This window comes from Paenibacillus sp. JDR-2, assembly GCF_000023585.1.
Classification (GTDB): Bacteria; Bacillota; Bacilli; order Paenibacillales; family Paenibacillaceae; genus Pristimantibacillus.
In genome coordinates this window covers 1,393,262-1,408,286 of the sequence record NC_012914.1, presented here as the reverse complement: position 1 = coordinate 1,408,286, position 15,025 = coordinate 1,393,262, and the positions used below count along the sequence as shown (strand labels likewise).

Here is a 15,025-nt window from a genome sequence, read left to right as displayed (position 1 = left end):
GACCTCTCCCTTATGCTTGTGATTTATATACTACACGGCGTTAGCCGATATAGTCATCCTTTTACTGCGCCTACCATGAGGCCTTTGACGAAATAACGCTGCAGGAACGGATACAGGAAAACGATTGGGCCGATCGTAACAACGGTAAGCGCCATCTTGATCGATTCCGACGGTATTTGCGCCGATATGCGCTGCATCGCCGAAGCGTTGCTCGAGCTCTTGAGAAACTCAACGTTGGATACCAATGTTCTTAACAGCAGCTGCAGTGGCTGGAGCTCCTGCTTGTCGACGAACATCAGGCCGAGGAACCAGTCGTTCCAATAGCTCAAGGCGACGAACAATCCAACGGTTGCCAGAACGGGCAGCGACAGCGGCATGATCAGGCGGTAGAAAATCTTGAATTCCCCCGCTCCGTCCATTTTCGCCGACTCGTTAATCTCTTCCGGAATCGAATTCATGAAGTTGCGGATCAGGAACATATTAAACGCGTTGGCGAGCATCGGTAGAATGAGTGCCCAAAGCGAGTCTTTCAGATTCAGATAATGAACGCAGATGATATACCAAGGTACCAGACCGCCGTTGAAGAGCATCGTAATGATAACGTAGACGGATAAAATATTCCGGTACTTGAAGGAACGTCTTGCCATAACGTAAGCGCCCATGCTGGTAACAAATACGGACAAAATCGTTCCGGCTACCGTGACGAGAATACTGATGCCGTAAGCATCGATAATCCGGTTGGAGCCGAGGAACAGGATCCGGTAGGAATCAAACGTAATGTGCTTCGGCCATATCGTGTAACCGTAATTGATAATGTCGTTCTCCGTGCTTAGCGAGCCCGATATAACCATGATGAACGGGAATAGACAGGACAAGCTGAACAAAGAAATGACGAGAATAATGAGAGACTGCGAGATTGAAAATCTTTTTGCTGGCATATCGTGTTTCCTCCGTTCTAGAAGATGGCCGAATCTTTATCGATTTTGCGTGCTGCATAGTTGCTCGCGATAACCAGTACAAATGCAATCATCGACTGCAGGAACCCTGCCGCGGAAGCCATGCCGATGTCGCCGGATTTACGCAAGCTGCGGTACACGAACGTATCGATAACGTCTGTCGTCGGGAACAGCAGGGAAGCGTCGCCAACCATCGCGTAAAACATGCCGAAGTCCGCATTCATAATTCTTCCCACGGCGAGCAGCGTTAGTATAATGATCGTTGGACGCAGCATCGGAAGGCTGATGTAACGGATCTGCTGCCATCTTGTCGCTCCGTCGATCGAAGCCGCTTCATAGTAAGAGTTGTCGACGGAAGTCAGTGCCGCCAGGTAAATGATCGTGCCGTATCCCGTTGCCTTCCACCTTACCGCAATGGTGAGGATGATCGGCCATAATCCTGCTTCACTGTAGAAGTCGATCGGCTGGAGGCCAATGGTTGTAAGGAAGTGGTTTACCGCTCCGCTCTCGAAGTCGAGCAGATTGTAGGCGAATACGCCAACGACGATCCAGGAAATAAAGAACGGCAGGAACGTCAGGGACTGCGATACCCGTTTGAAATATTTGTTCCTGACCTCGTTCAGCAGAAGCGCGAACCCGACTTCGAAAATGAGGCCAACCGTGATAAACAACGCATTCAGCAGAATCGTGTTTCTCACGGCCCGGAACGCGGTGTCCGAGGAGAACAGGTAATCAAAGTTATCGAATAGCGGATCCATCCAGTCGCTGCCGAATATGCCTTTGGTAAAGTCGAAATCTTTGAAGGCGATTACAAGTCCGGCTAGCGGCAGGTAGTTGAACAAAAATAGGAGTACCGCTACAGGGAGGAACATAAGCAGTAAGGTGCGATTTTTAAACAATTCCCGAATGACTCCATTTTTCATAGCGTTTTCCCTTCTCTCTTGTGATAGTTTTATTGTAGATTTCAGGGAAATCGAAAACCATGAGTGGATCTTATCCTTTATAGTTTGGGATTAAACAGGATTAAACAAAGCTGGCCTTAGGACGGTTTTTTCGCTGAAGGAGAAGGGGATAGCCAATCTGGTGGAGTAGGGTATGCTCCTTCGGCCGGCTGTTGTCTGCAGGAAATTTTGAATGAAGCCGATTGATATCGGATATTTCCCAGACAAAGGCGGACGCTTGCGCTCCTCAGGAGCATACCCTACATCCTTATCTGGCATATTAATTTCTCTTTCAGACAGCAAAAAGCCGCCCGAAAGGACGGCTTTGTTTGTTCATTTTTACATATGTCCCGCCGCCGAGGCTGCCGGTAGTTTGCCTGTCTTCACTTTCACTTGCGACCAGTTGATCGTCAAGTAGCGCCATCCGTTGGCAACCGCCGAAAGTACGATTAGCAAGCATAACGCGGACCAAGCGCCGGTTTGACCCCAATCGAGCACCCTGGTTAGCAGAATCGTTAGCGGGATGAATAACAGCCAGTTCAAGACAAGTGCCGTCCGGGACAAAAACGTCGTGTCCCCTATGCCTCGAAGTCCGCCGCCGAAAATAATGTTTGCCCCCGTGAACAGCTGGACGCAAGCGGTTAGATGGATAAGCGAAATCGCCGTTTCGTACACTTCCCTCTCCGAGGTATACAGCTTGGCGATCGGCAAGGCGAACAGGAAGAAGACGACCGAGATTAACGCCATAAAGATAAGACCGAGATAAACCGTAACAATCCCGAATCTTCGGGCATAAGCACCATTGCCCTTCCCCACTTCCTGGCCTATCCCGATCGTAGCCGCAGCCCCGAAGCCATTCGAAGGCATAAACCCGAAGGATAAGATGTTAAGCGCTATCTCATTGGCGGCAATAGCGGTTGTGCCAAGCCTTGTAATACATGCGGTAAACACAAGCATTCCAACGCTGTTGGACAGCTCCGTAATGCCAAGCTTAATGCTCTCGTACAACAACAGGCGCACCTGCTCAACCTCGATGCGTACCCAGCTTCGCGTTGCGTACGTGCCGCTCATGAAACCGTAATAGACCAACAAACCAAGCAGGAAGGTCGCCGCTTCGGCAGCCACCATGCTCCAGGCCGCTCCTTGAAGTCCGAGCTCCGGGAAACCGAACTTTCCATACGCAAGAACATAAGTTAAGGTTACCACCAATGCGCTATTAATGAGCGAGAGGGTCATTGGCGTACGCGTATCCCCGACGGCCCGCATATAAGCAAAAAATACGGTATTAAACATCGTAAAGATCAGTGCAAGCATTCTTACCAGCAGATAAGGAGAGCCAAGGGTGAGGATGGTCTCATTCGAGCCCATCAGGTAAAGAATACCGTAAGGAAGCAGGAAGCTGCCTATGAGCAGGGTAATTCCCTGTACGGCCGTAATCAGCAGCGCAATCTGCATCCGTTGGTTTCCCTGCCGGATATGGCCGGAGCCATAGTTCTGGGCGACAAGAAAGTTAATCGCTCCTTGTACGCCGGAGAATAAAGCCCATAAATTGTAAATGATAATATTCGTAATGCCGACAACCGCAATGGATGCCGCTCCTAGATTTCCGACGATCATAAGCACCAGCAATCCGGTAAAAGTCATGGAGGAGAATGTGGCGATAGACGGAATCGCTAATGTTAGGATTCGTTTGACCAACTGCAAGACTGCACCTCTTCATAGGGAATTCGATTCTGCCCGCTCTTAACTATAGACAAAACCTGCTTTCATTATAGGAGGGAGACTTCCCGCTGAAAAGAAGTGATATGAAGATCAGTTACTATCCTTGGGTATAGTTGTGCGGAACGCCGTCATCCTGAGTACTTGTGTTTCTTTTTTGGAGTGGTAGTACTCTTTCGACCTTAAGACCAATCAAAACTATTGCAATACCCAAACTAGCCAATGTTAATGCATCACTCCAAGCATTAACCTCTTTAACGGAAATACTCATCTTTAAAGTAGGAAAAACAATAATAGCAATTACCGCACAACCCATAAAAACGGAACGCAATATTATTAATATTTTATCTATTTTTACATTTTTCTTTACAGATATCCCTTCGAGAATAAACTCAATTACGTCAGAAAGCATAAAAAAGAACGCGGCGATTGAGACATATAACAACCACTTCCCGGTAGCATTGATAAAAGGGGTTAGTCTTAGTACCGCTAAAATAATGAAACAACTACCAACTGCTTTTGTGAACATTATGGCCACAACCTTTTCCTTTTCATTTATAGTAACTATTAATAGAACAATAACTATTACAAGGAACTCGAAAGCTTTAAGATCCTAAGGTTCTATGATAAACGTTTGAATTGTCAGCCTGTATTTAAAACTAGCAATCAATAAACTATATTACTGAATCTAGAATCTAGTACTTTATGTTCCGGCTTAGTAAGGGCTTAGTAATTCTATTTTCGTAAAAACCAGACGCCACTGTAGCGATCACTGAAACGCAATAAAGCGACCTCAAAAGGGTCGCTTTATTTACTCTGAAGTCAAGATTCTCCTATGCTCTATTTGCGTGCCTTTAAAACCTCCATCATGTTCAGTACGATCTGTGCTGCTTCCGCGCGAGTCGCCTCACGCTCGGGTGCAAATTGATTTTGGCCTACTCCGTTGATTATGCCTGACTGAGAGGCAGCCGCAACATAGGATTGCGCCCATGCCGGAATGCTGTACGCATCGGCGAAGGAGCTTGTCGCTCCCGCTTGGACCTGAAGCCCCAATGCCCGGACGGCCATGGCGGCCATCTCGGCGCGGGTGATGGATTCCCCCGGGGCGAACTGATCCGCGCTCCGACCCAATATGATGCCTGCTTCAACGGCGGCCGAGACAGAATCCGCATACCAAGCATCGGGCTGAACATCGTTGAAGACAGCAGCCTTGCCAGCCGGGTTCAGATGCAGCATATTTACTAATAGCGCCGCAAACTCGGCGCGGTTTGTTGAACGGTTCGGACTAAAAAGCTCTTCGCTTGTTCCCTGCACCACATGCTTGGCGGCCAGAATTTGAATCGTACGCTCCGCCCAATGTCCGGCAGGCACGTCCTTGAATGACTTCTTGAATTCAAACGGAGCATATACGCCGGAATCTCCGAACTCGAAAGCTATTTTATTGCTCGCGGCATCCGCATCCCCGCCGCTATAGTTCCAGCGAGCAGCCTTCTCATCATTAAAGTATACGCCGCCAAGCTCGGAATCTGCCTTCCAGGAATCGAAAGGAAGCGTTACGTTTACCGCTCCGTCTTCAAACTCTACCGGCTGGCGCTTGCCGTCAACGAGCAATTTTATGCTTATCCTATAGGACTGACCCGCGGCTCTTAACATACTGGGGGTTACCGCATCCGTTACCGGATTCAAGCTTACGTCCACGAATACATCGTCGCTTCCAGCCTTTGCTCTCAACGCTTTTAAAGCAGGCGCGCTCAATGTAACCATCGCATCTCCCCGTCTCACCTGCAGTTCAACGCCAGTCAGCTTGCTCAATGTTATTAGTGCCCTTTGATGCTGAGCTCCCAGCTCCGCAACCGCTTTTCCGTTTTCCATCTTTACGCTGCTGACTACAGTCGGATCGCTGCTCTGATTTGGCGTTGGTATCGGGATGCTATTTCCCCCAGTTACCGTCAGAGTCGTTTCTTGCGACAGAACGCTTTCGCCATATGCGTTATAGGCTTGAACAACGAAATAATACTTACCCGAACTGAGTGCATTCGTTTCGTATTTCGTAGCGCCGCCAATATTCCATCCATTTGAATAAACGCCGCTTTCTTTGCCGTAAAGCAAACGGTATCCGGTTGCATCTGCGGAAGCCGGCCAACTGAACTTCACGGTTTGACCCTCCGCTTCGCCTGTAATGGAAGGCGCGTTAAAAGGCGTGTTTTTCAATAATAAATATCCAAACTGATCCGGTGCCTTAATAGAGCCAATGCCGCTGTTATACTCGATCCAGCCGTTCCGAACATCACCGTTTCCTGCATTCGGACGGCTGCCGTCGCTATAGTTGGCCAAGAAGGAAATGCCAAGCTCTGAGCCCTCTTCGGCACTCACTCCTGCCGGCAGCAATTCGCTCCAAGGGATGGCAATCTCATAGATGGTCTTCTTTGTTTCTTCATTCCGGCTGACATGGAACGAACCGGCGGTGAATTCACCAGTCTCATGACCGGTAACCGCGTTATAGCGGTACGCCAGCATTTGGCCCGAGTTGGACAAGCCGTAAGCAATCTCGGTATATCCATTGGCTCCCGGATTATTGCTTTTCCGCGGATCGATAGCGAGCTGAATGCTTGAGCCCTTCCATAAATCGGCGGCATTCGTTATCGCAAGGTTATGATGCTCCTCCGTAATTTCCGCCGCAAAGTATAGATTATGGCTATCCCAGCTCGTGTATCCATTGCCCGACAGCTTCTGAGGCGTCCAGCTTTCCTTAAAGCCTTCTTCCGTTTCTTTAACCTGCGCCGCCTGATCCATGGCAAAGCCAAGCGTGTTCCACTCCTCCAGATTACCGTCCATGACAGGCGCATCGGCGACGGAAAGACTGCGCAAAGCGTTATGCTCCTTCGAAATGGTAATCGCAGCAGATTCCGTAGCCGCCCCGCTCTGCTCGTACACGCGATATTGCAGCGTATGCTCGCCGGTGCCGAGACCTTTAACCGTGTAGGTATAAGGGTGCTGCGTCAGTTCCGCAAGTCGTAATCCGTCTGCGTACAACTCTACCTTGGCAATAGCTCCGAAATTCGCCAGGTACGGCATAACGGTGAATTCGGCGGTACGGATCGTGTCGCCCTCGCGCAGAACCGTAAAATCGACAACCTTTTCCGGAGCCGTAGCGGCAGGAATATCACCCGTTACGGCCTGAAGGGCCGCCGATGCCGGACCCGCGTTGCCGCTGTAATCTTCTGCTTCCACCTTGTAGTAATAGGTTTGATTGGATGCTGGCCGCTCGCGGTCGATAAAGGACGTTTCCTTTGACTCGCCCACCATATTGGCATAGGACGGAGTAAAGCCGGCCGTTATGCCGCGGTAAATATTGTAGTGCGCAACGCCGCTACCTTCATCGGATGAGGCGGACCAGTTCAATTGAATATATCCGTTAACGGCAGCCGCCAGATTCCGGACTTCGCCTGGCAGTGAGTTGTCTGCACCAAATACACGCGTGCTTGAGTCAAAGCCGGTAGCCGTCTGCCAGGATGCGAGGCTGTCGTAATCCGTCCCGTACTGGCTGGCACGGAACGCGCTATCCAGGCTATAAACGCGGTTATGATCGATCTCGTCAAACCGCGTATCGCTGCCGATGCTGAATACGGATGTATTAGGTACGCCTTCTTTCATCACAATGTTATTGTTGCGAATGCGGTCACCGGAATAAAATCCATACGGATTCGACGCACTGTTAATCCCGTTTGTGCCTTCCGCATCCACGATAACCGTATTGCCTGCCACCTCAATGTCGTGAAGACCTGTGGACAGATCCGGACGTCCCGTAAAGCTGCCAAGCGCGATTTGGCCGCGTCCGTTGCCTTGCTCGCCCTTGTTGCCCTTCGCTTTGTTGTTGAGGATTTTCGTGCCGCGGTTACTCATCGTTGTAAAGCCGTTACCCTTGTTGTCGTGCGTGTAGTTGTATTCGACCGTAATGTTATCGCAATACCAGTCAACGTTGATCCCCGCTCCGTCATAGCCGGATTCGGAATCCTTCATCTCGGATACTTCATTGAAACGGATAACGGAATCCCGCGATGCGATATACCAAAGACCGCCGGGTCCGTAGCCGTTCGAGTCGGCTTGTCCGCCCGCACGCACGATATTGTGTTCAATCGCTGAGTCATGTGCGTTCTGTATAACGATGCCTTGGTTCCCCATGTTGACCACTTCATTGTCCGTGACATAGAGGTTGCCGTAAGACAACTGGGAGCGCAGCTCTTCTTGTTTCACGTTATCCCAGCCGGATGACGTGATGCCGTACCAGCCCAGGTCATGCACGTTATTGCCCGAGATGGTAATGTCGTTTGCAATTTCCTTAAAATCCGTTCCCGGCACGTTAGCCGTAATAACGATACCGTTTGTGTTCGTGTCTGGCGACGTGCTGAATACTTCGTTGCCGTCGATCCTCAGTCCCTCGTAAACACGGGAGTTATCGTATTCGATCTTGATGCCGTTGGTTACATTGCCCCAGGCAAGCGTCGAGGAAGGGATAGCCTCAACTGCCAAGCCTTGAATGAGCCAGTGGCTCAGATTTAAGCCGAGCACAACCCCGCTGCCCGGAGCATTCGCGGAGATTTTCGGCTTGCTGCCCGTCCCGTAAGAGGTGATCGTGATCGGGTCTTCCATCGATCCCATCCCCTTCAGGGTCAACCTCTCCTTCCAGACATCGCCGGATTTAAGCAAAATGCGGTCGCCCGGCTGAAAGGTCATGGCGCTGATTTTCCCCATAGTCTTCCATGCTGTCGCTTCGGTCAGACCGTCGTTGGTATCGTCACCCGTGCCGGAACTAATATAGTAGGCGGTATTCCCCTCCGAAATGGCAGGCGGAGATTCCGCGGAGACGATTACGCTGTCATAGCTGGCTTTCGCCTTCACGTTAAGCAGCGCAATGTTGCCCGATGAGTACTTGGTATCCTGCGCCGATGCATACTTGGCTCCATTGACGTACAATTCCAGGAATTTGCCTGCAGAAACGCATCTAAGCAGATACGAGGTGCCGCTGTTCATCGTAAACGGCGCTTCATCAAGCATTGTTTCGATTCCGTCTTCCACCTTCACGATTTGAAGCATGCCGCTTCCCGAATACTGCATGCGGTATCCGTCACCGTTCGCTTGCCTGCGAAGCGTCACTCCAACTGACCCGTCGGCCGAAAGTTCGCCTTTCTTGATTAGCGTTTGCACGGAATAGTTCTTCCAGGTTCCTTCTCCGGCATAAGCTTCGCCGCCGCTTGCGTCCGTCTGGCTGTACACCTGATTGGATTCGCTTCCCGACACCTTGACCTCATCGAACACCACAACGGTCGACCAGGTGGCAAGGCCGATTTTACCGGATATATAAGGAGCGGCTGCATCGGATGCCTTCAGTACCAGCTCCCCGTCTAAATATACTAGGAAGCTGTTGCTTTCCGCCGTCACCTTGATGTTCACGAATTTTGCTGGATCGAGGGACGGACCGTTGTATTGCCCGATCCATTCCTGGGCGGAACCGTTCTGTTTCATGATTTTGATATAATCGTTCGACATGTACAGAAAGTAAAAATGCTGTTCGTCCTGATACCGAAACTTCATCATCGCTCCCGTACCGCTAATCAGCTTCACGTTGGACTCCAAGGCATAATCCGTCCAGGACAGCTCGCCAGCGAGCAAATCCGATGCCCCCTCCTCCTTGTTTTGTTTATAAGCTTTTTGCGTATCCTCCGTTACACTGGACCAGTTGCCGGCATTGTTCGTCCATTGGTTTATGTTTCCGCTTTCAAAATCATCCGAAAACAATGAGGCTGCGCTGCTGTTTTCGGTTCCCCATGTTCCGCTAACGGGCGTCCAAGCCTCCGATCCAGCTTCGTCGAAACCGTCCTTGAACAGAATCGGATCGGCTGTATCAGCCGACGCAGCCATCCCGAGTTGAGTAACACTCATAGTAATCAAAAGAAATGCCAATAACACGATAAAAACCCGATGAGTCATGCTACGCATCATAATTTCCTCCATTTGATTGGTTTGGATCGTTACAATAGATCCAATATATCACCCCGGTTTGACCCTATATATGTAGTAAGTGCTTAACCTTTCATGTGGTTTTTAATTGATTCTAAGCTTGCAAAAAAAAACCCGCCCCTAGAGGACGAGCTGGCTTGCTTGACTAAGATATAAATCCGGTAACCGCTGTGTAGGCAGCTGAAGAAGAACCATTGTTTCCGTTATAGTCCTCGGCCTCTATTTTGTAGTAGTAGGTCGTGTTGGATTTGGGACGTTCCTTATCCAGGAAGGACGTTACGGTCGATTCCCCAACCATATTGGAATAAGCAGGCGTAAATCCCGGTGTCGTACCGCGGTAAATATTGTAGTGAGCGATCCCGCTTCCCGAATCCGCAGCAGCCGACCAGCTCAATTGCACATAGCCGCCGTTTAGCGTTGACGTGACAGCCGAGACGGTTGACGGCAGCGTGTTGTCTAGAGCAAGCAGCTGCGTACCTGAATCGTAGCCGGTACCCGACTGCCACGCGGATAAATCGTTATAGGCCGTACCGTTGTTGCTTGCTATAAACGTCGAGTTGCTGCTGTAAATGCGGTTGTTCTTTATTTCGTCAATAATCGCGTTTGTACCGATATTAAAAACGGAGGTGCCCGCAAAACCCGATTTCAGGACAATGTTGTTATTGGCGATCTTGTTGCCCGTCCAGAGGCCGGCGACCGGCGTTACGCCATCATCGGAGAATGCGCTGTTCATGCCGTTTGTGCCGGCTATGTCAACGATAATCGTATTCCCGGAAACCTCCATGTTATGCGTCCCCGTTGACTTTGCAGGCAGACCGGTAAAATTCCCGAGCGCGATTTGACCTCTGCCGTTTGTCTGCTCACCCTTGTTTCCTCTTGCCTTGTTGCTAAGAATTTTACCTCCGTTGTTGCTCATCGTGGTGAAGCCGTTGCCTTTATTATCATGCGAGTAATTATATTGAACGGTAATGTTGGAGCAATACCAGTCAATGTTAATGCCGGCACCGTCATAACCGGATCCGGAATCTTTCATCTCCGATACTTCATTGAAGCGGATAACGGAGTCTCGGGAGGAGACATACCATAGGCCTCCCGGGCCGTACCCGTTGGAGTTGGCTTGGCCCCCGGCACGAACAACGTTTCGCTCGATAGCCGAGTCATGCGCGTTTCCAATGACGATTCCTTGGTTCCCCATATTCGTGACTTCATTCTCGGCCACATAGAAATTTTGATAAGACTCCTGCGAATGAAAGCTTGTGCCGTTAGCCGAATCCCAGCCTGCCGTAATGATGGCATACCAGCCTAGATCATGGATTTTATTGCCGGCAATGACCATATCCTTTGCTACTAGACCATAGGACGAGCCTTGTACGTAGGATACGATATTGATGCCATAGGTGTTGGAGTCCGGGGTCGTGCTGTACACCTCGTTGCCTTCAATCCGAAGTCCTTCGTGAACCTTGGTCGTATCGTATTCAACGAGAATTCCGGTTGATTTGTTGGTATACACAAGATTGGCGGAAGGGATCACCTTAACAGCCAATCCGCGAATCAACCAGTGATTCAGGTTTTGGCCATAAACGACTCCGCTATTTGGCGCGTTGGCGCTTATGACCGGCTTGTTTCCGGAATCATACGAAGTAACCGTAATCGGATTGTTTATCGTACCCGTGCCCTTCAGCGTAAGCCTTTCATTCCAGGTGTCGCCTGCTTTGAGCAAAATGCAGTCGCCAGGCTGAAAGGTCATGCCGCTGACCTTGGCCATTGTTTTCCAAGGCGTGGTTGGGCTGAGACCGCTGTTGCCGTCATTTCCCAGGCTGTTGCTGACATAATACGTATTTCCCGTAGTGGAAGTCACCGCAACATGGTCAAACTCGGCCGTCGTATCCCATGTCGCTAACCCGATTTTGCCGGAGGAATAGGAAGAGTCGGTTGCTGATAGTAACGCATTGCCGTTACGGTAGACCGTGATCGTGCTTCCCGTTACCTGTACTTTCATCGTCGTAAACTGTGAAGCGCTCAGTAGACCGCTGCCGCCATAATACCCGATGGATTGCTGCCCTGAAGCGGTTTGCTTCAAGATCTGGATCGAGGTCTGGGACATGTACAGAAAGTAATGCTGCAGGCTGCTTTGGTACCGGAATTTCAGAATCGCTCCGCTGCCGCTCAGAAGTTTCACATCGGCTACAAGCGTGTAGTCCGTCCAGAGGGTTGATCCGGCGAGGGCTTCCCCGCTGTTATCCGGCTTGCTTTGCTTGTACGTCTTGTTAGATCCGCTAGTTGCGACGGCCCAAATTCCCGACGTGGTTTGCCAACCATCCGCGTTCCCGTCCTCGAAATCATCTTCAAACAGCGTGCCGGACGCCAATGCCTTGGACATCGATAAACCCGGGACTACGCTAGTGAAGAGTAACAAAATAGCTGTCAAAATCAGTACGCAGCGAGTCTGACGTAATCTCCTCAATCTTCTTTCCTCCATTCTATTTGGATTTCCACAAGAATGTAGCACAATAAAAATAACTTCAATATGTTGTAAGCGCTTTATTTGATATGTCGTTTTCTGATTATTCGGATAGTTAAGAGCATAGTGCACCGTAGTGAGGGCATCTCCGAAAAAAATCCCGCGAACACCTCTAGGGCTCGCGGGCTGACTGTTATTGCTTATTTAATACCGGGCAGTCCAGCAGGCTAACGCTTGCGGACTCCGCTGCGTGCAGCTCGAATACGATGATCTCGTTTTTGCCCGTGCGGAGCAGCGGCCCCGGAATGTACAACGTTTCTTGAGGCGCAATCTCCCAATAACGACCCAGATTAAAGCCGTTCATATAGGCAACACCCTTGGTCCACCCTTTCATGCTTAGGAACGTGTCGGCCGGCTCATCCACTTCGAACTCGCCCCGATAGAAGGACGGCTGAAGGCACGGTTGACTGCTTAAAGCAGAAAATTGCAGTTTGGACAGGTCATCCAGCGGCAACGGGCGCACCGTCCAATTAAACAGGAACTGCTGTCCGAAACGTACGCCTTCGGTAATTCCCTTAACATCCTTCATGTGCGGACCGTAATTGATCCGTCCCATATTCTCGACGAGAATGGCCAGCTCCACGCCGCCGGGCGGTACGTCAAATACGAGATCATGCTCCGGGTTGGAGCGTTCAATAACGCCTTTGAACACGCCGTCAATAAAGATAAGCGCGCGGTCATGAACCTCCTGCAGGTTGAGGCGGCTTGCCGGACGCGGGCCGGTTAAATGCGTCGCGTACAGGATAAACCCCGAGTTTTGGCCATACTGCTCCATCGGCTCCGGGCACACGCTTGGAATCGGTACGGACAACTCATCAAGCGAAGCGAGCAGCCGAGCTTGGCCAGTCATACGCACGCTACCGAAGCTTTTTGCCACGATTTGCGCCGGCAGCTCAAGCGGTCCGAGCTCCGCATACTTGGCAATGACTTCGCGAACGGCATAATATTTCTCCGTCAATTCCCCGCTCTCGCTAAGCGGCGAATCGTAGTCGTAGCTCGTAACCGTCGGAAGCAGTCTGTCCGTGTAGTTCGCTCCGCTGAAAAAGCCGAAGTTGGTCCCCCCATGGAACATATAGAAATTGACCGAAGCACCGGCTGCCAGCATCTCGTCAAGCACCAGGGCAACATCCGCGGCGCCGCGGGTATGATGAGTCTCCCCCCAGTGGTCGAACCAGCCGTTCCAAAATTCCATGCACATAAGCGGCTGATCCGGCTGATATTCCTGCAGCTTGGCGAATGCCTCAGCCGAACGGGATCCGAAATTAACCGTTTCCCATACGCCTTCAACCATGCCGCCTTGCAGCATAAAATCTTCCGGTCCGTCAGAGGTAAATAGCAGTACATCCACGCCGCGTTTGACGAGTGCTTCCTTCAGGTAGTTGAGATACGTTTTATCGTTGCCGTAGCTGCCGTACTCGTTCTCGATCTGCATCGCGATGAGCGGACCGCCCTTGGTGGACAGGAACGGGGTCAGGCGCGGGATCAGTTCGTCGTAATAAGCATCCGCTTTGTCCAGGAACGGCTTATAGCTGCAGCGCAGGCGCATGCCGGGGTCTTTGAGCAGCCATGCCGGCAATCCGCCAAACTCCCACTCCGCGCAAATGTACGGGCTTGGACGAACAATCGCGTACAATCCCAGTTCGCCGGCAAGCGCGATGAACTTCTCCAGATCCGCCATGCCCTCGAATACAAAGCGGCCTTCCTCCGGCTCATGGAAATTCCACGGCACGTAAGTTTCAACCGTATTAAACCCGCATGCCTTCAATTTAAGCAGGCGGTCGCGCCAGTACTCCGGAACAACGCGAAAATAATGGATGGCGCCGGCTATAATTCGAAACGGACGATCGTTCAGCATTAATTGTTTGCCTTGAATAGTCAGTGGACTCATTTAAATGGATACCTCCAAATTAGATATAAAATAATCGTTTGCCTTCTGCTCGATCCGGCTTCTTGCCTTGACCGACTTGGCGTATTCGGACGGACTCATTCCGGTCGAGCGCTTGAATGCCTTGGAGAAATAATGCACGCTGCTAAAGCCCAGCTGGAGCGCTATTTCGGTAAAGTTATGACCGTCCTCGCGGATGAGCAGCTTGGCCTTCTCCAGCTTCATATGCGCGTAATACTCCATGACCGTCTTGCCCGTATGGCGCTTGAACTGCTCCTTCAGCTTCGTATTGGCAATATGAAGCGTCCGGCTGATCTCCAACAAGCTCAGTTGCGAGGACAGTCTTTCTTCCATAAGCGACACGATCGCAGATACAAGCCGCGCCTCCTCCTTTTCCTTCGTAAGCAGCATTGGCGCCCTTCCGTAATCCCGTGACGTATCGCCCCGCAGCAGCAAAATCAGAAGGGATTCCAGGTGAATTTTCACCAATTGCTCGCTGCCAAGCGAAGGATTCGGTTTGCGGACCAGCGGATAGTGAAAGGGAAGCGCAAAGGCATTGGCCCCTTCGCTGAGAATACGGGCCATGACGCTAAGCTGCTCGTGATCAAGCAGGAATACTTTATCCGATAACCGGTCCATTTCCTTGGAATGGCAGTCGAAGGTCATGACGATCACATTTGGCGCTTTGCCGGGTATCGCGGTCAGGCTGTGGAATTCGTTCGGCTTATGAAATATGAGTCCTCCTTGCTTCAACATGTAACGCCGGCTGCCTGCGCCAACCTCTATTTCTCCCTTATCGACGTATACGAGCTCCCAGAAGTCATGCTGCTCCCCCGGGAATCTGTAATTCCCGTCAAATTCAAAATAAAACATCGTTATGATGCTGCGAATGTCAAACAACAGGTTCAGATGCGTTCGTTCCAGATTCATCGGCAGTCACTCTCCCTTTCCAAAATGATAAATAATGCGTCCGCCAGCACAAAGC

8 protein-coding genes are annotated in these 15,025 nt (G+C 50.7%); all 8 read right to left on the bottom strand.

Features of this window, described 5'->3' with window-relative positions; translation table 11 throughout:
• Nucleotides 1–53: 53 nt before the first annotated feature.
• The 8 genes from PJDR2_RS06155 to PJDR2_RS06120 all read right to left on the bottom strand — a co-directional run bounded on the left by PJDR2_RS06155 (nucleotide 54) and on the right by PJDR2_RS06120 (nucleotide 14,970).
• Complete coding sequence (locus PJDR2_RS06155; protein WP_015842795.1) at nucleotides 54–938, bottom strand: carbohydrate ABC transporter permease; 885 nt, start codon at nucleotides 936–938, stop codon at nucleotides 54–56.
• A gap of 17 nt (nucleotides 939–955) precedes the next feature.
• Nucleotides 956–1,879 carry an ABC transporter permease gene (locus tag PJDR2_RS06150; RefSeq protein WP_015842794.1) on the bottom strand — a complete coding sequence of 308 codons (924 nt, stop codon included), beginning with the start codon at nucleotides 1,877–1,879 and terminating at the stop codon, nucleotides 956–958.
• A 357-nt stretch (nucleotides 1,880–2,236) separates the two neighbouring features.
• Nucleotides 2,237–3,601: an MATE family efflux transporter gene (locus tag PJDR2_RS06145; RefSeq protein ID WP_015842793.1), complete on the bottom strand. Its 1,365-nt coding sequence runs from the start codon at nucleotides 3,599–3,601 to the stop codon at nucleotides 2,237–2,239.
• Between the two features lie 115 nt (nucleotides 3,602–3,716).
• Nucleotides 3,717–4,145 (bottom strand): hypothetical protein, encoded by a 429-nt coding sequence (locus tag PJDR2_RS06140; protein ID WP_015842792.1) that lies wholly within the window; start codon nucleotides 4,143–4,145, stop codon nucleotides 3,717–3,719.
• A gap of 311 nt (nucleotides 4,146–4,456) precedes the next feature.
• Complete coding sequence (locus PJDR2_RS06135) at nucleotides 4,457–9,616, bottom strand: S-layer homology domain-containing protein (RefSeq protein WP_015842791.1); 5,160 nt, start codon at nucleotides 9,614–9,616, stop codon at nucleotides 4,457–4,459.
• 163 nt (nucleotides 9,617–9,779) lie between these two features.
• Nucleotides 9,780–12,098, bottom strand: a complete 2,319-nt coding sequence (locus PJDR2_RS06130) for a family 16 glycoside hydrolase (RefSeq protein ID WP_015842790.1) — start codon at nucleotides 12,096–12,098, stop codon at nucleotides 9,780–9,782.
• A gap of 190 nt (nucleotides 12,099–12,288) precedes the next feature.
• On the bottom strand, nucleotides 12,289–14,043 hold the full coding sequence (locus PJDR2_RS06125) for a glycoside hydrolase family 35 protein (RefSeq protein WP_015842789.1): 1,755 nt from the start codon (nucleotides 14,041–14,043) through the stop codon (nucleotides 12,289–12,291).
• Entirely contained in the window at nucleotides 14,044–14,970 is a 927-nt protein-coding gene (locus PJDR2_RS06120; protein WP_015842788.1) for an AraC family transcriptional regulator, read from the bottom strand. It lies immediately after the preceding gene.
• Between the last annotated feature and the right edge of the window lie 55 nt (nucleotides 14,971–15,025).